Raw genomic sequence first — 20,306 nt, 5'->3', positions numbered from 1 at the left:
GTCCACGCGTGACCTCGTGGACCGCCGGCGCCGATCGACCTCCGCGAGACCCGTCATGGCATCCCTGAATCTCTGGCTCTGCGAACCCGTCTGATGGTCATCTGTCAGGCCCGGCCAAGGCCGGCTTGCGCACCATGAACACGTCCACCGGATCGTCGGTCTCGAGTGCGAACCCGTGTCGCTCGTACAGCCGCCGGTCCGGACCGTCCTGCAGCAGGTTCGGTCGGACCAGGGTGTCCTCGCGGTCGCACTGCTCGAGCAGCCCACACAGCAGAGCAGTACCGCTGCCGCTGCCCTGCAGGTGCCGGGCCAGGTAAAAGTGCTCCAGCCAGTGGGCTTCCTCGGCCGGCCGCAGCGACACGCAGCCGGCGAATGCGTACCGCCCGAGCCGGTGCAGATCGCAGGAAGGTCTCGCCCTGGGGGCGGGGCACCGAAACCCGTGTGGACAAGTACGGTCAGGTCGTGAAGAAGCCTGGGGCCACCCAACTCGATCATCCAGGTGTGCGCCGGCGCGCAACCGTCCCGCACCCGCTGGTCGTCGCGGGCGATGGAGCCGAAGCGGGCCTGGGCGGACGACGATGCCGTCCGTGGCGGCCGCCTTCTTACACGTTCTTGGTCGCCACCGCCGCGTCGGCTGTGGATGTCCTCTCTACCCTCCCCGCCGACGCGGGGTGTTCCGCGGTCGCCCACCGCGCCCGGCCGGCATAGCGCTTCCTCCCCACGAGCGCAGGGAACGCCTCGCCTTGCCCGCAGCGACAATCCACGAGCCGGGACCATCCTGGCTCCAGGGGACCTTCTTCTTGTAATGGGGCCAGCTGAGGCAGGACAAGCAATGCCGTGGCCAGCTGCGGGGGAGACCTGTCTCTTCTGCTCAGCTTTCGGAAGCCGAACTCAGCGTCCCCCTTGCCTTTTCTCTCCATGCCTCCACCAGCCTGGAGGCAGAGGCCCAATGCTCATTACGGGACGGGCTGCGTCTCTTCAGGATCCTGCCTCGCATCGTTTACGACAACCAGGAAATACTCGATCCCGGCGGCAGCAGGGCCCCCGACCCTGAAGAGCAACTGATCGACCTCTGGGACTCTGCACAGGGACCTCTGCCCGCCGGATCCAACCATGGAGTCGGATCATGAACCTTGCTCGAGCTGGGGTGCACTCAGCAGGGCCACGATGGCCACCCTTTCCTCCTCCGCTGTCCCCGATCACCTCAGAGGCGCCCTCACACTTTGGCTCCTCGAAGTCACCCCCGTCATATGTCGGCACGGTCTCGGCTCGTGTTCGCGATGAACTGTGGGAAGCAGTGGAGTTTTCTCAACGAAATGATCTCGTGAGGTGACTCGGCCCAGGGGATCCCGCGAGCCACGATGAGCCCTGCGGCGTCCGGCGGTCGTACTGTCGAACCCGTACCGAGGAGGACTCCTGATGCGCAGCGTGACATATTCGATGGGCGTCTCGCTCGACGGCTACATCGTCGGGCCGGACGGCGGCTTCGACTGGACGGCGCCCGACGAGGAGCTCTTTCGCTTCGTCACCGACGAGATCCGAGAGGTCGGCGTCCACCTGCTGGGACGACGGCTGTACGAGACGATGCTGTACTGGGAGACCGCCGAGCAGGATCCATCGCTCGACGACTCAATGCTCGAGTGGGCCGCGATCTGGAAGCTGCTGCCAAAGGTGGTGTTCTCCACCACGCTGTCGGCGGTGCAGGGCAATGCCCGCCTGGTCTCCGGCGGCCTGGCGGAGGAAATCGAGCGGTTGCGAGCCGAGCCGGGGGAGGGCGACATCGCGATCGGCGGCGCGACTCTCGCCGCCGAGGCGGCCGCGTTGGGTCTGATCGACGAGTACCGGGCCAGGGTTTATCCGGTGCTGGTTGGTGGTGGCATTCCGTTCTTTCCCCAGCGCGAGCGCCGGGTGGATCTCGAACTCGTCGAGACCCGCACCTTCCGCTCGAGAGTCGTCTACCTCCGCTACCGCGTGGTGCGCTAGTGGGATCGTCCGCCGGTCCCCAGTAGGGCGTGTTTCTGGTTTGGATCATGTTGCATGGCAGAGGCTGCGGAGCCAGAAGACCGTGCGGGGGGTCTGGTTGCATGGTGTCCCATGAATGCCATAGTCACGAGCGTGATCGCGGTCCTCGGCACGCTGCTGGGCTCGACGGTGACGCATGTCTTCCAGCAGCGATCCGCGCGGCGCGTGGAGCAGGACACCCGCAGGGAGCGGCTGCGTCAGGAGCGGTTGGACATCTACGGCACGTACGCCGGACTGCTCGTCGACTTCCGTCAGGCCATGCTGCACCACTGGTTCTGTGAGCACGAGGGCCAAGACGCGGCCGACGAAGCCGCTTTGCGCAGGCGCTCGTTCGAGCTGCGCTCCAGCACGCAGCACGCCCTCTTCAAGCTCCAATTGATCACCGACGAGCCCCAGCTCGTCACCGTCGCGGTCGATGCTTTCACGGCGGTCGGCAAAATCGACCGCGCGGGGGATCGCGCCGACGCCGTCGCCCGACGGGACGCGACCCGCGACTTGATCGACGCCTTCGTCGGGACGGCACGTCGGCACGTGTAGGGATTTCCTGGCCGGGCCATGGAGTGCCTTCTGGTTTCCGGATCACTCGGCTGAGCCGATAGAACGCCTGTGTGACGCGTGCAGAACTCGCCGATCGTGAATGGGAGTTGATCGAGCCGTTCCTGCCGATAGGCAGGTTCGGCCCGTTCCCCGAGCGGCTGCGGTCGCAGTTCGAAGGCGAGATCTGGCGATTCCGCACGGGCTTCCCCTGGCGGGACGTGCCGCCCGAGCAAGGGGCCTGGCAGACCGTCTACCACCGGTTCTTGCAGTGGCGGGACGCGGGCGTCTTCGAGCAGCTGATGGACGGGGTGATCAACGAGGCGGCCCGGCGGGGGCAGGTGGACCTTTCGCTGGTCAGCGTGTACTCCACCGTGGCCCGCGCTCACCATCACGCGGCGGGGATGGTTGTGCGCGAGGAGGTGCTGGTTGCCCTCGAAGAGGCCGTCGTGGATGAAAAGGGGGCCGGGCGCGGGGACGAAATCCGCAGGTCGCCTCGGTAGACGGCGCGTTTGCCGACCCCTGGCGGGACGAGCGGCGACGACGGCGGCTCAGACGTCGGGCCCGCCCGAAGGCCGCCCGGCTGGGCCGCTCGCGTGGCGGGCTGACCAGCAAGGTCCATCTCGCTGCTGAGCGGCAGTGCTGCCCGCTGTCCTTCGAGCTGACCGAGGGACAGCCCGCACTTCATCCCGGTGCTGGAGAAGGTCAAAGTGTTCGGCCCGGTGGGTCGGCCGTGCACCCGCCCCGAGGCTGTGGCCGGCGATGAGGCGTACTCCTCCCGTGCCAACCGCGACTACCTGCGCAGGCCCAGCATCAAGGCGGCCTTCCCGGAGAAGACCGACCGGGCCGCCAACCGCGCGAAGAAGGGCCGCCAGGGCGGGCGGCCCGTCTCCCACGGCGCCAAGCCATGGCGCGACCGCAATACGGTGGAGCGTTGCATTAACAAGATCAAAGCGTGGCGCCGACTGGCGACCCGGTACGACAAGACACCCGACAGCTACCTGGCTGGACTCCACTTACGTGGTGCGGTCATCTGGCTCCGGAGCCTCCGACCCGCAACATGATCCAAACCAGGAACACTCCCTAGGCGTCCCGGCGACGGTCCCGGATCTCGGGGCGCTGCCGGAAGCCGGCTGACGTGTAGGTGGCGACAGCGCCGACATGGGAGCTGGGGGTGCAGACGATCGCGCTCGACGAGCCCAGCTCCTGGAGTGCGGCCGCGGCGGCGACGGTGATCGCCCTGCCGTAGCCGTGACCGCGATGTTCCCGGCTCACGCCCATCGGTTCGAGCAGCCCGGGCTTCCCCGGACCGGCCGACCACACCGTCACCGCCGCCACCGCGTCGCCCCGGTCGTCGTACGCGACCAGACACCGGGCGTCGGCGTACGGAAGTCCGGCCGCCATCGCGTGCCAGCGCTCGTCCGTGAACGTCGACCTGTCGAACGACGCCCGCTGTACGGCGGTCCGCACGTGCGCCTGCTCCGGCCCGATCACCTCGATCCGCACGCCCGGGTCCGCGACCGGCTCCGTGAGGTCGCGGCACAGCGGGGTCCACGGCTCGTCGGCGTGCCAGCCGTCCGCGAACAGCAGATCCTGGACCAGCGCGCCCGCGGGCGCCTCGACGTACGCCGTCCCCTCTGCCAGTACGCCGCGCTCCGGCTCGGTCACGTCCTGGACCAGCTGCTGGGCCAGCTCCTCGTCCTGCTGGGCGTCCGGCGCGATCGTCAGCCGCAACAGCCCGGGACCGTCCAGCAGTCCGACGGCGAGAATCCGTCCGTCCCGGCTCCAGGTCCGGACCGCCGCGGCAGTCGCCTCTGCACCGAACCGCCAGAACCAGCCCAGATCCCCCGGATGCAGTTGCATGGGCGCCCCGTCGTACTGCCACTCCCGCAGCACGCCCACAGCCCCGCTCAGCCCGTCGGCCCCCGGCTCGCCCAACGCAATCGCCATACCCCGATCACACACCACCGCGCCGACGGCCCGCACCCGGTTTCCGGCCGGCCGGCGTGGCGGAGGTCCGGGGATACAGCCCGGCCAGTAGTGCTTCGTTAGGCCTAAGGGGCAATCCAACATGTTTGAGGCATATATTGCTGTTGCGGTAAAGGGTCATCGAAATATGCGGAATCTTTAATGTCATACACATCTCCACCGCAAATCTGGCCCAGGGCTTGCGCAGCGTGAGGACGTGGCCAGCCGGCTGTCACCCGCACGACGCACCCTCGCCTGGCCTTCGATGCTCAGGACGTTCGCCGGACCGTTCGGGGTGCTCTGGACCCAGTAGCGGGATGCTCGTGACCGTTTCCGCTTCTGCGCGTCGCATGAGTGCTGTTGCCGTTGCCGTTGCCGTTGCCGTCGTGGCGGCCGCTGGCCACCAGCCGGCTCGCCCGCACCACTCCGCCGTCCACATCAGCGCGGTGCAAGCCGGCTCCCCGAGGCGCGACGGCCGCTCCAATCGCTCCCTGAACCGGGAATGGGCGGAGATCACCAACGGCGGCTGCCGCGCGGTCAATCTTGACGGGTGGACCCTGCCCGACGGGGACGGCCACATCTGCACCTTCCGCCACTACCGCCTGGACGGCCGCGCAACGGTCCGCGTCCACACCGGCATCGGCCGCGACAGCCGCACCGACCTGTTCCAGGACCGGCGCAACTACGTCTGGAACAACGACCACGACACCGCGACCGTGCGCAACGACCACGGCCGCTTCGTCGACGACACCTCCTGGGGCCACCACCACGGCCGTGATTTGACCCGCGAGCTCTGCCCAGCACCGGCAGGCGAGCCGACGGGTGACGGCGGTCGGCACCCGCCCGGGCGAGTGCCAAGCCTGAATCACCGGCGGTATGAGCGGGCCGGCGTAGGGCCTGAGCGCCCGGACAAGGACCCCGATCCACGGCTGGCTCGGGGTCCTTGTGGTCGACGACCGTTCTCGTTGCGCGTGTACACCGCCATGGGTGTCTCGTGTGGCGGAGAGGGCAGGATTCGAACCTGCGTGGACCCCATGGGGTCCGACCGTGAGGCATGCTCGCTGGTCCCCGATCAACCACTCCGGGCACCTCTCCTTGTTCCCGGCCGCGAATGTCCCGCGCCGTTCACGTGAACAAGAGTGGCAGGGGCTCCTGACGCTGCACTGATGGGTCACTGATGCGCCTGGCAGCCCCTGGTCGCAGCGGCGCAGGTCCCAGCGGCGCCCGCCCGGCTGTTGCCCGTGCGGCCGTCGCGACTCCAAGGGTGTGCCGCAAGGCTGTGGTGTGGCCGGATGCTGTTCCCGCCGTAGAGCGAGGAGGCATCTATACGGTCTTTCTGTCTGCTGTGCCCTCACCACCGCGGCGAGCGGGGAGCGCCGTCCTTTGCCGCGCTGTGCAGCTGCTCCCCGCCGACCTCGGGGTGCGCGGCGACCGACGTCGGTGCGCCTCCCCTCCAAGATAGGTTCGCCGTGAACTCCCCCCTGCTTTCACACGCGCAGGTGTGTCGTTGGTCCGCCTACGGCCCGGTGTGGAAGAAGCCGGACCCCAGATCCCCGACGACGGCGTCGAGTGGATGCCCACTCACGATGAACGGTCCGTTCCACGGCGCGCTCAGTGCGAAGAGCAGTGCCAGGCTGAGCCCGACCACGCTCCCGACGCCCGTGATGAGCAGTGACGTTCGCAGGCTGCTGCGGAAGGTCAGTGCGCCCGCGTTCACGATCAGGGCCAGTCCGCTGACCACAAGCGTGAGGACGTACAGCGTGGGAACGTCCCGCGAGGCGGCCGCAACACGAGCGCGCCGACTACTGGTGACGCCGTCCAGGGAAACCAGCAACTCCGTGCTCGCCGCCGATCCCAGCTCGGGCCGGGCCGCCTCGGTACGCACGCTCCGCTCCAGCTTTGCGACGGCGCGAGCGGTGGCCGGATCGTCACCGGAGGCTGCTGCCGCGCCCTTCCACTCCCTGGCTCGCGTGGTCTGCAGGTAGTCCCGCAGCGCCCTGTGGATCGGCTCCGACTGGACTTGCGGACTGGTCGCCGCCCACGCCAGACGGGATGCCGAGGCCGCCTCGTCGCTCACCAAGCCCTCCGCAGCGCGCAGATAGCCGGCCTCGCTGGCCAGCGAGAGGGCCGCAAAGATCGCGAAGGCGGCGCCGAGTGTGGGCATCAAGGGCATGGCGATCTGCGGTACCCGTTCCTGTTCCCCGGCTGGTACGAGCGCCCGGACCCCGACCCGCGCCAGGGCCGCGACCAGCAAAGCGAGCAAGAGCCAGCCCACGACCAGCACTACGGTCGGCAGCGAGGTCAACCATTCCACCACATCACCTACAACGCGTTACCGCGAGCACCACTCGGCGGGCCCCACACATCCCGCACGGGCTGGAACTCCTCGTCGATCACCTGCAGCCAGAGCCGCATGATCACAGGCCGAAGCCCTCCACGCCCGCGACGCCCGGCACGTCACCTTGTTGCTTCGGCCGAACAGCCGAACACGTCAGTACGAGCGAGTCCGAGCGGCGTCGGCGATGGCCTGCCGACGCCACCCGCAGTGCTTGGGCGTCCTGGCCGTTGCGAAGCGGGGACTCTGATCGGCCGCGGTGACCTTCGGCGAAGCCCGCGATGGCCAAGGCGGCATCGCGCCGACGGGCGGCGTCGTTCCGCGCGACACGCACCAGGTAACGGCCGGGTGGCGGCAGGCGTGCTGTGTGGGGGATGCGGCCGGCAAGAGAATTTCCGAATCGGAAAGTCGAGACTTGCCGTAGTGGAAACACAAGGTTAGTGTTTCCGGCATGGAAAGTAACGGCGATGTCATCCGTCCGACCCCGCAGCAGGCCCGCGCGGCCTTGGCCGCGCTCGAGCGCGTCCAGGCTTCCACCACCGCTTTGTCCGCCACTCCGTGGCCCCGCTGGTTCGCCGTCGTCCTCACGCTGTACATCGCTGCGATCCCACCGGTCTTCGGGGGCATGATGGCAAGTCCTCAGTGGCTGCTGCCGAAGCTCGCGTGGAGTGTCATCATGGTGGTCGCGACCACGGGCTACTTGGCGCTGTTCGCCATCGCCGCCGCCGGGTGGCGCGAGAAGACCGGTGTGGCGCTGCGCCTGGACGTGTTGCCCAGGAGGGCCACGCTGCCACTGATGATCGGGCTTCCGGTGCTACTGGCCGGGTCGGTGGTGGCCTTCCGTGGCACCGGACAGTTCGTCTGGCTGTTCGCCGCCTCCGGCATCGGCGCTGCGGTGTCCGTCGCCTTCCACCTCGCCTTCGTCCGCCTGCACCGTCAGACCTCATGATCCCCGGCACACGCACCAGCGCAGGCGACCCGATGGACGGCTTCGATGCCACCATCCATGCCCCGAACCGGCTGCGCATCTGTGCTCTGCTCGACACCGCCGACGAAGCCGAGTTCGCTGCGGTGCAAAAGCAGCTCGACGTCTCCGCGTCGGTACTGAGCAAACACGTCACAGTGCTGATGGAGGCGGGATACGTCGAGCAGCGCAAAGCCGTGCGCGACACCCGCCAGCGCGTGTGGCTACGCCTGACCCGCGACGGACGACACGCCTACCAAGCGCATCTCGCCGCCCTCCGCGCCATCGTCGGGCCGTAACCTTGCTCGTGACGACAGACTGCGCCAGGTTTTCCGGCCGGCCGACAGGGCGTACCGGCCATGTCCGGCAGGCGCGTTGGCCGGCTCCTGATGACCTGTCGTATGGCTCCTCGTCACTGTGTGAACAAAGGGACCATGAGCAGGGTCATAGGGCGAGGACACCTTGCGGCAATGGCACTGATGGCCATCGGTGTGACAGCTTGCGGCGGGGGCACGGCGGAGGCGCCCCGAGCGTGGCGGCGGTCGGCCGGAGCCCGGAGCACTCGTCGCCGGCCAAGAAGACGCCGACGACCGCGGTGTACCAGGAGACAGCGACCGCAGCACAGCTGAAGGACGAACTGCTTTCGGCTCCGACCGGGTCCGAGCCGGACCGGACCAATGGACTGGCTCCGCGTACCATCCTCGACCTAGGGTTGTCCCGTAAACGATCTTCGGGCCGACATGGCGGCTGTCCCTTGGCAGTGTGTCGCGCGCCTGGTAGGCGATGGTGAGCTTGTGCAGGCGGGCGATGCCGAGCATGACTGCTGCACGTAGGCTGCCCCATGGTTCGGCCTAGCCACTGGGGCAGGCTCGCCTGGGGGTGATTTACCTGATAGCTCGTCATCGGTCTGCGGCTGCAGTATCAGTGGCTCGCCGTGTGGGCAGGGCTCTGGGGCTGGTCGCCGCTGCGGCGGCCGTGCTGGCGGCGCTGTTGTTGTCGCCGTTCGTGCTGCAGGACGTCTCCGGTTCCAAGGGGGTGGACTGGAAAAGGCTGAGCCAGATCGGCGCGGCGTACGGCTTCACGTCGGCGATCGTCTCGGCGCTTGCGTTGGCTGGTGTTGCTGGTTCGCTGATTGTTCAGAACCGGCAGGCCAGGGCGGAGCAAGTCCAGGGGATTCGCAGCTACTACCTCGAGCTAGTCCGCCTGGAACTTGACGACATGGCGCTTTACCAGCCTGTCTGGGGCGACACGGACATCGCCGATCCCCATGAGCGGAAACGGCATGTCTATGCCGACCTCATGATGAACTATGCGTGGATGGGCTACGAGATCGGGACCATTCGCGAGCCTCTCCTGCGCGATATGCTATCCGGGATGTTCACCGGAGAGGCTGGGCGGTACTACTGGAGCAGGGCCCTAACCTCATGGACCGCCAGTTCGTCAGGAAGCCGTATCGGTCGTCGCTTCCTGGCCATCGTGGGCGAGGAGCACGCTCGCGCTATTGCTGCCGGACCGCCGACGCGCTCGGCCGCCGCCCCCAGTCCGCCTGACGTGCCTGCCGCAGGAGCGGCGCCAGCATGGCGGGCAGCGGCCGGCGCCCTGATTGGCCTGGGTACCGGCTTGGCTCTCGGATCACTTTTGCGAAGCCGACGCTAAGGGCCGTCGGCCGCGAGTTGGATGATCACGGTGTGACTGGTGTGATCACGGCGTCGGAGCCGTCTTGGATAGCCCCGTTCTCCGGGCTGAGCCCGCGCTGCTTTGGGAAGTTGGTGGCCGCGCTGCGGCGTGAGGGGGCCGACGCGGTTGGCCTGGGACGGCCCTGGAGCCTGCCCCTTGAGGACCGAGTACTGCTGGTCACGGCCTACTGACGCACGAACTTGACGATGCGCCAGCTGGCCCTGCTGTTCGGCATCTCGAAGTCTGCGGCAGACCGGATCATCGACCACCTCGGCCCGCTGATGTCTCTGCGGCCGCGACGCCGGTTCTCCAAGGACACCGTGCTGATCGTGGACGGCACCCTCGTGCCCACCCGCGACCACGAGGTAGCCGAGCAGTCCAAGAACTATCGGTACTCCACCAACCATCAGATCGTGATCGACGCCGACAGCCGACTCGTCGTCGTGGTCGGTCGACCGCTGCCCGGCAACCGCAATGACTGCAAGGCATGGGAGCTGTCCGGCGCCAAGGAGGCCGTCGGCAGGACCACGGTGATCGCGGACGGCGGCTACCGGGGCACCGGTCTGGTCATTCCGCATCGACGCGGGCGCGGTCAGACCGAACTGCCGGCGTGGAAAGAGGAACACAACGCCTCACACCGCAAGGTCCGCGCCCGAGTCGAGCATGCCTTCGCCCGCATGAAGGGCTGGAAGATCCTCCGCGACTGTCGCCTGAAAGGCGACGGAGTCCACCACTCCGTGCGCGGCATTGCACGCCTGCACAACCTAGTCCTCACGGGATAACGGCTGGTCCCAACGGTCAGTCCCCTGCGCCTCAACCCGTAGAAGATCGTTTGCGGGACAACCCTTAGGGCCCTGCCCGGCAGACCTTGCTGGAGAAGCCACTGGTTCACGGCTGGGATCGGCATCGTGCTCTACGCGATGTACACCAGCCGCTGAACCCGCGACCACGGTTGTTGACTTGCCAACGTGGGGCGTATCGACGACCTATGAGTCTGTGATGTCTGGATCCGACGCGTACACATGAGCCATTGCCTCGTGATGTGGCACGGTCACGGTAGGCGGCACCTGTCCGGCGTGTATATCTGCAGGGCCATTCAAATTCAGTCCGCAGCAGTAACATTCGAATCCGTCCACCTCTAGCATCACCCACTCGATACCAGCTTCAGCCTCGGAAGAGGATTGAGTGCTGCGGTACTCACCCGAAAGCACACCAGGGTTTCCGCACGAGGGGCAATCGAACCGCACGTGTTTGGGCTCCACGAAAATGTGGAGAGCAGCCGTGGTTCGCAGGGTTGACCGCTCCAGTTCACCTAGTGATGCGAACCGCTCAGCGGCCTCCGTTAGGAGCCTACGAACTCGTTCTCGATGTCGCTGTTCCGCACCGTTCTTGAGACGGTCAGCGTCTGCAAGATGGACGTGCCAAAACGAATACCGATCATACTCCAGGTCAACCAGTAGAGAGTCAACCACTTTCACGAAATCCGCAGCGATCTCTTCGAGATCAAATCCACCAGTGCCGCCGTGAGTTGACCAGTTGCGAGCCTCGATGAAGTTCTCCAACGACTCCTTGGAAACGTCAACCTGCACACCCAGAGCTTGGAGGCGCGCGAACGCAATCTGCAAGCCGACCGTTCTCACCTTGGTGCGCCGCCCCGGAGGCTCCACCACAGCCATCCCGAGGAGCAATGCCAGAGAGTTGAAAGCGTTGGACTGCAGCTCCACCAGAAGCGCCGGACTCCGGCGCGCGAGACACGCCTTGGCCATCCGCTCAGCCGCTACCCCGGCATGCAGGCCAAACAGATCTTCGTCCTCGGCTCGATATGCCTGCATCGCACGGAAGGTGTAGCTCAGCCCGTCGTCCAACAATTTCGCTTCGTCGAACACCCTCTCCCCCTACACTCAGAGTTGGTCTAGCAGACCCTTCCCGCATCCGATCATCGCAGCCTACGGAATAGCCTGCTGGCCATTTACCTGTAGCAGGAGTTGAGCGATCTCCCGACAGCTCGCCCCCCGCAGGACCTGGGTCTGTCGCCAGCCCGCGCCCCCAGAAGGCTGAGAATCCGCGCTGTCCCCCTCCGCAGTTCCGCCGTGAGTCGCGGTCCCTGCCGCAGTCTTCGGCGGACCGACTGGCGTGGTGGCGCATGGTGCTCAACCACGACCTCGCGTCCCGCCGCCTGAGGGACGAGCGTGGGGACGGGTCCCCAGCCGTGGCCGGCGGGCTGGCTAATAGAGCGGCCGCGTCAGCAGTGCAAGCGCGTCGGTAGGGTCGCGCAGCTTCGACCTGCGTTTTCGCAGTGGAGAGGTGCTGTAGTCGTCACCGGATCGGCACGCTGCCTGTCACGCGACGGGATCGGTAGAGCAACTGCCACCGGGTACACCACCGAAGGCACCGGCGTACACCTTCAAAGCCGCCGAACATCAGAACGAATTGACTGTAGTCCTGAAGGGTGACACAGGGCATTTCCGACCTTTGTCGCGCGTCGGCGGGGAAGGGATGCGTCGCCCAGAAGATCGGCGGCGCCCCGCGTGGGTACCGCACGTCAGAAGTGGAGTCGGCCTTGGCACCTGTACCGAACGGCGCCTACATGATCGCCCGTCCTGGTGAGCAGCTGCTCACGATGGAGGGAGGGTCGTCGGAGCCCAAGACCCCCATTGTGCTGCTGCCGCCCACCGGCAACCCCGGCGAGCAGGAATGGCAGCTGGAGGAACTCAGCAACGGCAACTGCACGATTCGCAATCTCAGGAGCGAAACGTACCTTTCCTTCGACAGTGACCCAGAGATCAATAAGCCGGCCGTCGGATACCCCGAGCCCCGCGAGTGGGCGCTCTACCAGAGCGCAAAGCCGCACACCTTCCACATCGTTGTCCCCGGAGGCCCCATCGACGGCCAGGAGCTGGCTCTGGACCTCAGTCTGCTGAGGATCTTCCCGCCCCGCATCGCCCTGAGGCCACTCGACATCGACAACCAACGCCAGGCGTGGACCTTCCAGTTCATGGAGTAGCGGCGTGAACCGAGTGCCCGGGTCGGCGGCCGGCCCGGGCACCACCCTGAAAGGGCAGCCCTGCTCACTACGGCAGCTTGCCGGGTGTCAGGCGCCCCTCGCGTTGGCCGCGGCCCAGGAGCCTGCCCCGCTCGGGACAGGCCCCACAGCGGCGGCGATTATTTACGGGACATCCCTTAGGTGGATGCTCGGTCGGCGTTCCAGCCACCGACGGAGAGAACAACTTCGTCATCACCGCAGGGCACTGCAACTCTGGGCTGGGCTCGGTAGGGGAGGAAAATTCGAACCTGAACGGAACAGATCCCGGCTGGTTTGCCGAGGATGGGCAACCCGTTGGGCACACCGAGCGGCGGGGAGGGCCGGGCGCCGACTTCAGCGTCGTGAGGACCGAGGCTGATCTCGACCCTGAAGATTTCACTAAGGTCGGCGAGGCTTACGACGGCGAGGAGGTGTGCGCGCGTGGCGCCACTTCATTCGCAGCCACGCAGGAAGATAAGTGCGGTGTGGTCACCGACGTGGGCGAGCCCTTCACGTTCCATAACGAGGACGGCAGTCAGCCCACGGTCGACGACCTCATCGATACCGACGTCAATACCCTGGGCGGAGACAGCGGCGGACTGCTCTACGACGAAAATCCCATCAAGCCCTGGGTGTGCTCAGTGGTGGAGGCAGGTTTTACCCCCTGTCCAAGGTGCTGGAACAGAACCCGGACTTGCACTTGGGGGTAGCGCCGGAATCCGGTTCGTGACCCTCTCGGTGCTTGGATCATGCCGAAGACGTGCGTTTGCGTCCAGAGCGTACGTCTTCGGTAGAAGCCTGGGGTTCCTGCCTCCCGCATGACCGGGTCGTCCCAGAGAGCGAGTGGTCCGTCGCCGTGACACATGACGATTAGGAGCCGCTCAACTACGGATAGCAATGATTCCGGGGTCTTCAAAGTTGAGCGATGCGGAGGTGTCCGCGAGCTCGGCGAGTGGTGACGCGCGTGTCCGTAGTCGTTGGTTGTCGGCGTTGCGGAAGCTGAACGAGTTGCGGGCGACGAGCTTGATCACGCGGTTGATCCCTTCGCTCCCGGCATTGCTGTGTCTGGTGTCCAGGAACGCGGCTGTCTCGGGCCACCAGCGGTTGATGGTGGTGGCGAGTTGTCGCAGTTCAGGATTGTCGGATTCCGCGCACCAGGTGAGGAACTTCCAACGGGCCTGGCCGACTTGGTGGCAGGCGGCGTCGGCGTCGGCGTCGGCGCCGGCACGGGCCAGGGCGAGAAGGTTGCGCAGGTTCTCCTTGGCGATCCACGCAGTCAGCAGCGTCTGTCCGATCCTGCCCTGGCTCAGCAGGGTGTTCCACATGGTGGCGAACTGTTCGTCGGTGAGGTACTCGCGGTTGCGGAGCAGGCGGTGGCGGGCCTTCCACTCTGGGTCGGTGGCCCGTCCGCGCCGCCCGCGTACCTCGGCGATGGTGCGGCGCCGGACCATGGAGAGCATCTTTGTGGCGAACTGGACGATGTGGAAGTGGTCGACCACGACGATGGCGTCAGGCAGGCTGGTGCGGATCGCGGCACGGTAGGTGGCCGACGTATCGATGGCGACATGACGGATGTTCTTGCGCCAGGTCAGCGGTGTGGCGGACAGCCAGGCCTGGACGTCGGCAATGGTGCGGCCCTCGACCTGGCCCAGCAGCCCACCGTGGTCCAGTGCGTCGACGAACCCGGTGTGCCACCGATCCCGCGTCAGGCGCCACTTGCCGCTGCCGGGGTCCTGCTCCCACTTCGTCTTGCCCCGCCGGGTCTCGTCGATGTCCAGCACCTTCACCTCGGGCAGCGGGGCCTCGACGACCTCGCGCGCCGATGCACGGAAGGCGCTCGTCATCGTCGGCCAGGACAGATGCAGGTCGTGGGCGGCCTCGATGACCGTTGAGCCGGCATCGCGCACCCGGCGCCCGGCCGCCTCCCGCAACCGGGCAGTGATCCGCGCCCCGGCCGGTATCTGGGTGATGCTTTCGGTGAACGACTTCGTCGGACACGTCGACTCGCGGCACCACCAGCGGTGCTTGTGCCAGAAGAGCTCCAGCTCCCGTTCCCCGTAGGGGATGTCACCCGGCCGGGTCACCGCCGGCCCCTTCACCCGCGAGGCGAAGACCCCGTAGGACGGACAGGCCCGCGCTGCCTCGTCCGTCGTGGTCAGGTGCACCCGACGCGTTCCGTCGGCCAGTGACTCCGCCGGTACGACGGACACGCCGTCGAGACCGAGCAGCAACGTCGTATCGTTGACCAAGCCTGCGGCTCCCCAATGATCCTTCTGTGTAGAGAACAGAAATGATCAACCGGGACCACGGGCGTCTTGCGTTCAAGGGCCAGTCCCGCGCTGCGCATCATTCACCGTGATGAAAAGTCAGCGTGCATGACTAGACGCACCGCTCAACTTCGAAGGCCCAGAGACGGGCTGACCGAAACGCCGGGACCGCGCTCCGGGCCGCCTTCACGGCCTTGAGTTGGATGATCCGGGCTTCGACCACTCGGGGCTCAGCGAGTTTTGCGACCGGATGGCCGAGGAGGGCCGGGCCGATCGGCTACACGCGGTGATGGTCGACTGCCTGGTGGCGACGGGGCTGCTCAAACGGCGCGGGTGACTGCGCACCGACTCCACGCATGTGCTGGCCGCCGTCGGTCGGCTCAGCCGCGACGAATTGGTCGCTGAGCCCCTGTGATTCCTGAAGCCCTTGCCCATTGAGCAATGGACGGATCACTCGGATAACGATGGCGTTTCGGTTGTGTGTCCTCGACGTATCGCGAGCGACGGACCGCCCGGAGAAGAGCCGGAGAAAGCGCCAGCAAGTCGCTCGCATCATCCGGAATAACCCACTGCTGTGCCGTGGAGCGCGCGAAGTGACATAACTCCGGCACGCGGCTGCCCACTGCTCTGGTGACCCCAGCGCCCGGAAGCGCGGCGGTCCTGGTGGTGCTGTCGGGTTTGGCCGCCGCCCGTCGACTGCGGGAGCTGGAAGCCGACCATGATGGCCATGCAGAGTTCTCCTCGGTCGCTGATGAGCTGCGCGAGGCATCGCATTCGACCGTGCCGCCGTCGAAGTGCCGCGAAAAGCTGAGCAACCGACTTACGCAGTGGTAATAACGCGGAGTATGCACAATGTCACCCCGTCCTCTGGTTCGATGAGACACGGACGGTGCGCAAACATGACGGCGATTTGACCACGCCGGAGTCGAGGCACTGTTTTGAAAATTGTTCAGGAACGCAGGGGGATAGGACCGTTATGCGTGAACGTGAGTGGGAAACGGCAGTACGCGAGCCACTGGCGTCGGCCGCGTCGGATGCGACGGTGCTGATACTCGTCGACGGAGCGGCCGGGATGGGCAAGACGCACTTTGCGAGGTGGCTTCTCACACTCCCGGAACTCGGCGGGCTACCTCGCCTGAAGGTGACATTCAAACCTTCGGGCGCCGCAATTCACCAGGAGTTCACCCGCCCGCAAGGGACCGCATCAGCGGCGGCGAAGTCCGGTGCTCCGCGTCGTCCGACAGACACCCGCACAAGCGTCCTCGTGCAGCCGGGGCCGAAGCAGCCCCCCATTTCCTCTCTGGGCGAGTTGGCCGCCTCGTGCGACACGGAAGGGCCGATGCTGCTGGTGGCGGAGGACGTGCACCGTGCGGGCGAGCAGGACGCGCGCGCTCTGCGGACCCTCGTGGAGCATCCTCCGACAGGGCTGCGTGGTGTGCTGACCTACCGCCCCGAGGAGCTGGCGCGCCCCGGGCTGGTGCTGGGCGCCCCCGTGGGTTACCCGGCCGAGATGAGCCTGTTGAGACTGCGGCTCGGGCCGCTCGACGAGGCGACGGTCCGTGCGATGGCGGTGGAGGCACTGGGCGAAGACCGCTGTTCGGCACAGTTCTTCACCCGGCTGTACGAGCGTTCGGGCGGTATCGCCCAGGCGGTGGCCGATCTCCTGACCGAGTTGAGGACGGCCGGTCCGCTTCCGGGCGCGAGACCCACGGTGGTCGGCCGGGACCGGCTGACTGCCCGGCACGTGGACGAGGCCGCGGTACCGGTCCGGCTCACCGAGCTGGTGGTCGGTCGCATGGCGGCGCTGGAGGCGGAGACACGACGCCTGGTGTGGGCGGCGGCCGTCCTGGACGAGGTTGCGACGGAGGACGAGTTGTCGTCCGTCGCGAACCTGTCGGTGGACAGCGGACGTTCCGCGTTGACGGCCGCGTTGTGCGAGGCTGTGCTGCACGAGTTGGGCCTTGGTCAGTACGGGTTCCGTATGCCGATGGAGGCTGCTGCGGTGTACCAGCTGCTGGCCGGCCCGGTGCGACGGGAGCTGCACGGTCGCGCGGCCGCGGTGCTGGAGGCCCGGCGTCCGACGCCCTGGGCGCGGCTGGCCCGCCACCAGCTCGCGTCCGGGCGGACGGCCGACTGGCTGCAGAGCGTGGAGAAGGCCGCGCGCGAGGCCGTGGAGGCCGGGGATCACCAGTCGGCGATCGCGTTGCTCGAGGACACGCTCGCCAACCCGCTGGTCGCTCATCCGAACCGGGCTCGGCTGGCCCTGATGCTCGCCCGCAGCGCGTACAGCGGATTACGCTCCGACCAGACGGTGCAGGTGCTGCGCAGACTCGTCGACGACCCAGAGCTGCCTGCCGCCGTGCGCGGCGAGATCCGGCTCGACCTCGGGCTGCTCCTCGGCAACCAGCTGGGGCAGGCGGCCGAAGGACGCGCCGACCTCATCAAGTCCGTCGAGGAGTTGCGCGGCCATGCGCGGCTGGCGGCGCGGGCCATGGCGGCTTTGGCTCTGCCCTATTGGCCCGATGGCCCGCTGGCCGACAATCTCGCCTGGCTGGCGCGGGCCGGGACGACTGCGGCCGAGAGCGGGGACGCGGTGGTCCAGGCCGCGGTCGCGGCGAACCAGGTGACCGTGCTGCTCAGTGTGGGCGATCCGGACGGGTGGCGGCAGTTGGCGCAGTTCCCCCGGGAAAACGCCGATCCGGAGGTTCTCCAGCATGTGTCGCGTGGTGTGTGCAACGCCGTCGACGCTGCCACCTGGCTGGGCGAGTACACGCGGGCACGCGAGTTGCTGGCCGAGGGGCCGGGACTGGCCCTGCGCAGTGGCTCCGTGTACCAGGAACAGATGGTACGGGGCACTTCACTGCACCTGGACATGGTGACGGGCCGCTGGGCGGGCCTCGCCTCCCGGGCCCGCGCGTACGTGGCAGAGGTCGGCGACACGCCCTTCGCCGCGGGCGACGCCATGCTGGTGCTGGGCGTCCTCGCCATGGCAAAGGGAGAATGGGCTCAGGCCGGCACGTGGTTCTCGGCTGCCGTCGGCTCGTTCGAGGCGAGCCCGGTACCGTTGGCCGCGGCAGCCGCCGGCGGCCGGATCAGACTCGCCCTTGCCCGCGAGGACCTGCAGGACGCGGCCCGGGAGGCGTCCGACGGGTGGAGCGCACTGCGCGCCAAGGGCGTGTGGGTATGGGCGGCCGACCTGGCCCCTTGGGCCGTGGAAGCAACCGTCCGGGCCGCAGAGCCGGCCGTCGCGCGGTACATGGTGGACGAGTTCACGGCGGGCATCGACGGCAAACAGGCACCCACGGCCACCGCGGCACTCATACGGTGCCACGCGCTGCTGGCCCAGGCGGGGGGCACGCTCCCGGAAGCAGCTGAGCTATTCCAGCGCGCCCGTGCCTGCTACCAGGCACATCCCCGGCCCTACGACGCGGCTCTGATGGCGGAGGCCGCCGGACGATGCGCCCTGGCAAGCAGTCCCCAGACCACTGCGGGAGTGGCGGAACTGGCCGATGCGGCCCGGGAGTTGGAAGCGCTGGGTGCGGCATGGGACGTGGCCAGGGTGCGTGCGGAACTGCGGGCTCATCCCGGCGCCGAACGGCCTGCCCGGGGCCGGCCCCGGTACGACGAGCGGCTGTCACCGCGCGAGCATGAGGTTGCGGAGCTCGCCGGTGCCGGCCTGAGCAACCGCGAGATCGCAGCCACGCTGCATCTGTCCCCGCGAACGGTGGAACAGCACGTCGCCCGGGCCCTCAGGAAGCTGGGCGTCGCCTCGCGCAATGACCTTGCGCCGAAGACCCACGACAAGCGCGTACGGTGATGACGGGTGGCCGGCCGCCGTGCTTGCCCTTGAGGGCCGCGCTGTCGAGCCCCTCCCGCGTCGACTCCCGGATGTTCTCCCGCTCGGTCTCCGTCATCGCCGCGAAGAACGCGAACAGCAGCTTCCCCGGCACGGTCGGGTCGTAGATGCCGGGCTGGCCAGCGCGGCGAGTTCGGCGGCGTCCCGGCCGAGGCGCTTCATCTCGTACACCTTGAAGATGACCCGGCAGTGGGGGGCGTGCGCCTTGACCTCCCGCGCCGTCCGCAGCGCCTCCTCGAACCGGGGGCGGACCCGTACGAAGGGGCGGCAGGGCTGGCGCGGCGCCCGCGGAGGTTGGAGCCGCAGTGCTGCTGCCGCAATCGAACAGTGCCAGAGAGCGGTGCCTCCCGAAGTCGTGGATATCTGCTGTCCCCTCTCATGAACAAAGCCAGCCAGGAGAAGCCCTGAGCCCGCCACGCCTGGCGCATGGGTCATTCACTGGGCTGCGGCAGCCCTTAGACGAACGGATACGGGAAGTCCGGGTTGTCGAACTCCGACTTCATGCGGTACCCGAAGCCGGCCAGGATCCCGACGACGGTCGTCGTCAGCGCGGCGGCTTCGAACGCCGTCGCCGCCTCGGAGTTCTGGGCCTTCGCCAGCCGGTCCTCTTCCGGCACGTACCAGGACAGGAAGACCCCCATCGACTCCGCCCCGAGACGCAGGACGAGACCGCCGGCCACGGGGGAGTGATCGTCGCTGTCGTCGACCAGATAGGCCAGGACGCCGACCTTGGCGAGGTCGGCGCAGACCGCCGCGGCGAGCCGGGCGCGCGGGTGCCCGTCGTAGCTGCGGAGTTGGGGCGGCAGAAGGTCCATCACGGCAGGGTAAGGAGTCCGCCCGCAGCGCGATAGGCCGCCTACTCGCCGACGAAGCCCGGTTGCCGCCAGTGGACCCAACGGGGGCAACCGGGCTTCGCCGGCCGGCGCGCACGAGGACGACGCCCCTCTCAGCGCGGAGAACGTCAGTTAGGGGGCTCGTCTCGTTCGATGACGCTGGGGAGCGTCCGGTGTACCCGCCGTCGGGTGCGAACACGCTGCCATCCGGTGGTGGTGGCCAGCAGTACCAGCCCGGCAACGACGTTGCCGACGACATCGTGGATGACGAAGTCGAACAGCGCTGCCAGGAGGGGGACCGGGTCATCGCTGCACCACCGCCTGCCGCGCCTGCTGTGCTCGCTGGTGGAGGGCCGCGGCCAAGCGGTCGTCCGGGCCAGGCGTCGGGAAATCGCCCGTGTGGTCCCGGTACTGCTTGTGAAAGAGGGCCCGGTGCTCGCGCAGACGGCGCCGCGCTCGGTAGATCCGGTCGGCAACGATCTTGGCGGTGATGCCGAGCGTTTCACCGATCTCGGCACAGTCGTACCCGTCGTAGACCACGCGGAGCATGTGGCGGGTGTACTTCGGCAGGGATGCCAAGTACCGGTTCAACCAGGACGGACTCGTCCTCGAAGAGGGAGCTTCCTGTCAACGGTCCCCTTTTCGTGGCTCGGAGGCCGACAGAGTCGATCGCGCACCGCGACCAGTCCAGGTCGCCGCACATGCCGAGCTCGTCGAGGACGACACGGTGGAGCCGAGTCCGGCTTCAGTCCGGCCAGCGCGGCATCCAGCCGGTCGAGTTCCTCGTCGGCCGTCCCCGCTCCCGGCGCGCCTTCGACAGTCAGCAGC

Annotated in this window: 15 protein-coding genes and 8 pseudogenes; 13 read left to right on the top strand and 10 right to left on the bottom strand. The window is 67.6% G+C overall.

From position 1 onward, the window contains the following. Positions 1–97: 97 nt before the first annotated feature. Positions 98–376 (bottom strand): annotated as a pseudogene (locus tag AB0H32_RS36500) (GNAT family N-acetyltransferase); the annotation flags it as partial. A gap of 791 nt (positions 377–1,167) precedes the next feature. On the opposite strand from AB0H32_RS36500, the pseudogene cas2e reads away from it, so the two are divergent. The 4 genes and pseudogenes from cas2e to AB0H32_RS36480 form a co-directional block, all read left to right on the top strand. Then, positions 1,168–1,300 (top strand): annotated as a pseudogene (cas2e, locus tag AB0H32_RS36495) (type I-E CRISPR-associated endoribonuclease Cas2e); the annotation flags it as partial. Between the two features lie 119 nt (positions 1,301–1,419). Further along, a complete protein-coding gene (locus AB0H32_RS36490) occupies positions 1,420–1,983 on the top strand; it encodes a dihydrofolate reductase family protein (protein ID WP_361130033.1) in 564 nt (187 codons plus the stop codon). A 111-nt stretch (positions 1,984–2,094) separates the two neighbouring features. Further along, positions 2,095–2,559 carry a hypothetical protein gene (locus AB0H32_RS36485; protein WP_361130030.1) on the top strand — a complete coding sequence of 155 codons (465 nt, stop codon included), beginning with the start codon at positions 2,095–2,097 and terminating at the stop codon, positions 2,557–2,559. A gap of 71 nt (positions 2,560–2,630) precedes the next feature. Then, positions 2,631–3,620 (top strand): annotated as a pseudogene (locus tag AB0H32_RS36480) (transposase). A 19-nt stretch (positions 3,621–3,639) separates the two neighbouring features. Here AB0H32_RS36480 and AB0H32_RS36475 read toward each other — a convergent pair. Then, on the bottom strand, positions 3,640–4,506 hold the full coding sequence (locus AB0H32_RS36475) for a GNAT family N-acetyltransferase (RefSeq protein WP_361130027.1): 867 nt from the start codon (positions 4,504–4,506) through the stop codon (positions 3,640–3,642). A 335-nt stretch (positions 4,507–4,841) separates the two neighbouring features. Between AB0H32_RS36475 and AB0H32_RS36470 the strand changes: the two are divergent. Then, positions 4,842–5,291 (top strand): annotated as a pseudogene (locus AB0H32_RS36470) (lamin tail domain-containing protein); the annotation flags it as partial. Between the two features lie 230 nt (positions 5,292–5,521). On the opposite strand, the pseudogene AB0H32_RS36465 reads toward AB0H32_RS36470, so the two are convergent. Both AB0H32_RS36465 and AB0H32_RS36460 read right to left on the bottom strand, forming a co-directional pair. Further along, positions 5,522–5,619 (bottom strand): annotated as a pseudogene (locus tag AB0H32_RS36465). A gap of 421 nt (positions 5,620–6,040) precedes the next feature. Next, entirely contained in the window at positions 6,041–6,838 is a 798-nt protein-coding gene (locus AB0H32_RS36460) for a hypothetical protein (RefSeq protein ID WP_361130025.1), read from the bottom strand. 472 nt (positions 6,839–7,310) lie between these two features. Here AB0H32_RS36460 and AB0H32_RS36455 point away from each other — a divergent pair, with 472 nt between their 5' ends. The 4 genes and pseudogenes from AB0H32_RS36455 (at position 7,311) to AB0H32_RS36440 (ending at position 10,282) form a co-directional block, all read left to right on the top strand. Then, positions 7,311–7,808, top strand: a complete 498-nt coding sequence (locus AB0H32_RS36455; protein WP_361130022.1) for a hypothetical protein — start codon at positions 7,311–7,313, stop codon at positions 7,806–7,808. After that, positions 7,805–8,122, top strand: coding sequence for a transcriptional regulator (locus AB0H32_RS36450; RefSeq protein ID WP_361130019.1), 318 nt, complete (start codon positions 7,805–7,807; stop codon positions 8,120–8,122). Before AB0H32_RS36455 ends, AB0H32_RS36450 begins: the two co-directional genes overlap by 4 nt. Positions 8,123–8,759: 637 nt before the next feature. Next, positions 8,760–9,479: a DUF6082 family protein gene (locus AB0H32_RS36445; protein ID WP_361130016.1), complete on the top strand. Its 720-nt coding sequence runs from the start codon at positions 8,760–8,762 to the stop codon at positions 9,477–9,479. Between the two features lie 32 nt (positions 9,480–9,511). Beyond that, positions 9,512–10,282, top strand: a pseudogene (locus AB0H32_RS36440) (transposase). Positions 10,283–10,486: 204 nt separating this feature from the next. On the opposite strand, the gene AB0H32_RS36435 reads toward AB0H32_RS36440, so the two are convergent. Further along, positions 10,487–11,386 carry a hypothetical protein gene (locus AB0H32_RS36435; RefSeq protein WP_361130013.1) on the bottom strand — a complete coding sequence of 300 codons (900 nt, stop codon included), beginning with the start codon at positions 11,384–11,386 and terminating at the stop codon, positions 10,487–10,489. Positions 11,387–12,060: 674 nt separating this feature from the next. On the opposite strand from AB0H32_RS36435, the gene AB0H32_RS36430 reads away from it, so the two are divergent. Beyond that, on the top strand, positions 12,061–12,504 hold the full coding sequence (locus AB0H32_RS36430; protein ID WP_361130010.1) for an RICIN domain-containing protein: 444 nt from the start codon (positions 12,061–12,063) through the stop codon (positions 12,502–12,504). 380 nt (positions 12,505–12,884) lie between these two features. Next, complete coding sequence (locus tag AB0H32_RS36425) at positions 12,885–13,232, top strand: hypothetical protein (protein ID WP_361130007.1); 348 nt, start codon at positions 12,885–12,887, stop codon at positions 13,230–13,232. 171 nt (positions 13,233–13,403) lie between these two features. Here the strand turns inward: AB0H32_RS36425 and AB0H32_RS36420 are convergent, their stop codons facing one another. Further along, positions 13,404–14,771: an ISL3 family transposase gene (locus AB0H32_RS36420; protein ID WP_361130004.1), complete on the bottom strand. Its 1,368-nt coding sequence runs from the start codon at positions 14,769–14,771 to the stop codon at positions 13,404–13,406. Positions 14,772–14,979: 208 nt separating this feature from the next. Here AB0H32_RS36420 and AB0H32_RS36415 point away from each other — a divergent pair. Both AB0H32_RS36415 and AB0H32_RS36410 read left to right on the top strand, forming a co-directional pair. Continuing rightward, positions 14,980–15,201 (top strand): annotated as a pseudogene (locus AB0H32_RS36415) (IS1182 family transposase); the annotation flags it as partial. A 564-nt stretch (positions 15,202–15,765) separates the two neighbouring features. Then, positions 15,766–18,606 carry a LuxR C-terminal-related transcriptional regulator gene (locus AB0H32_RS36410; RefSeq protein WP_361130001.1) on the top strand — a complete coding sequence of 947 codons (2,841 nt, stop codon included), beginning with the start codon at positions 15,766–15,768 and terminating at the stop codon, positions 18,604–18,606. On the opposite strand, the gene AB0H32_RS36405 is transcribed toward AB0H32_RS36410, so the two are convergent. The 4 genes and pseudogenes from AB0H32_RS36405 to AB0H32_RS36390 form a co-directional block, all read right to left on the bottom strand. Next, positions 18,539–18,703, bottom strand: coding sequence for a hypothetical protein (locus AB0H32_RS36405; protein ID WP_361130036.1), 165 nt, complete (start codon positions 18,701–18,703; stop codon positions 18,539–18,541). The two genes, AB0H32_RS36410 and AB0H32_RS36405, sit on opposite strands and share 68 nt — an antisense overlap. 397 nt (positions 18,704–19,100) lie before the next feature. Then, positions 19,101–19,460 carry a hypothetical protein gene (locus AB0H32_RS36400; protein ID WP_361129998.1) on the bottom strand — a complete coding sequence of 120 codons (360 nt, stop codon included), beginning with the start codon at positions 19,458–19,460 and terminating at the stop codon, positions 19,101–19,103. Between the two features lie 321 nt (positions 19,461–19,781). Further along, positions 19,782–20,057, bottom strand: a complete 276-nt coding sequence (locus AB0H32_RS36395; RefSeq protein ID WP_361129995.1) for a hypothetical protein — start codon at positions 20,055–20,057, stop codon at positions 19,782–19,784. 43 nt (positions 20,058–20,100) lie between these two features. Then, positions 20,101–20,214: pseudogene (locus AB0H32_RS36390) on the bottom strand (IS5/IS1182 family transposase); the annotation flags it as partial. Positions 20,215–20,306 lie beyond the last annotated feature (92 nt).

This window comes from Streptomyces sp. NPDC020362 (assembly GCF_040642095.1).
Classification (GTDB): Bacteria; Actinomycetota; Actinomycetes; order Streptomycetales; family Streptomycetaceae; genus Streptomyces.
Note: the sequence above shows the minus strand (reverse complement) of the source record. Positions and strands in the feature narration are given on the sequence as shown.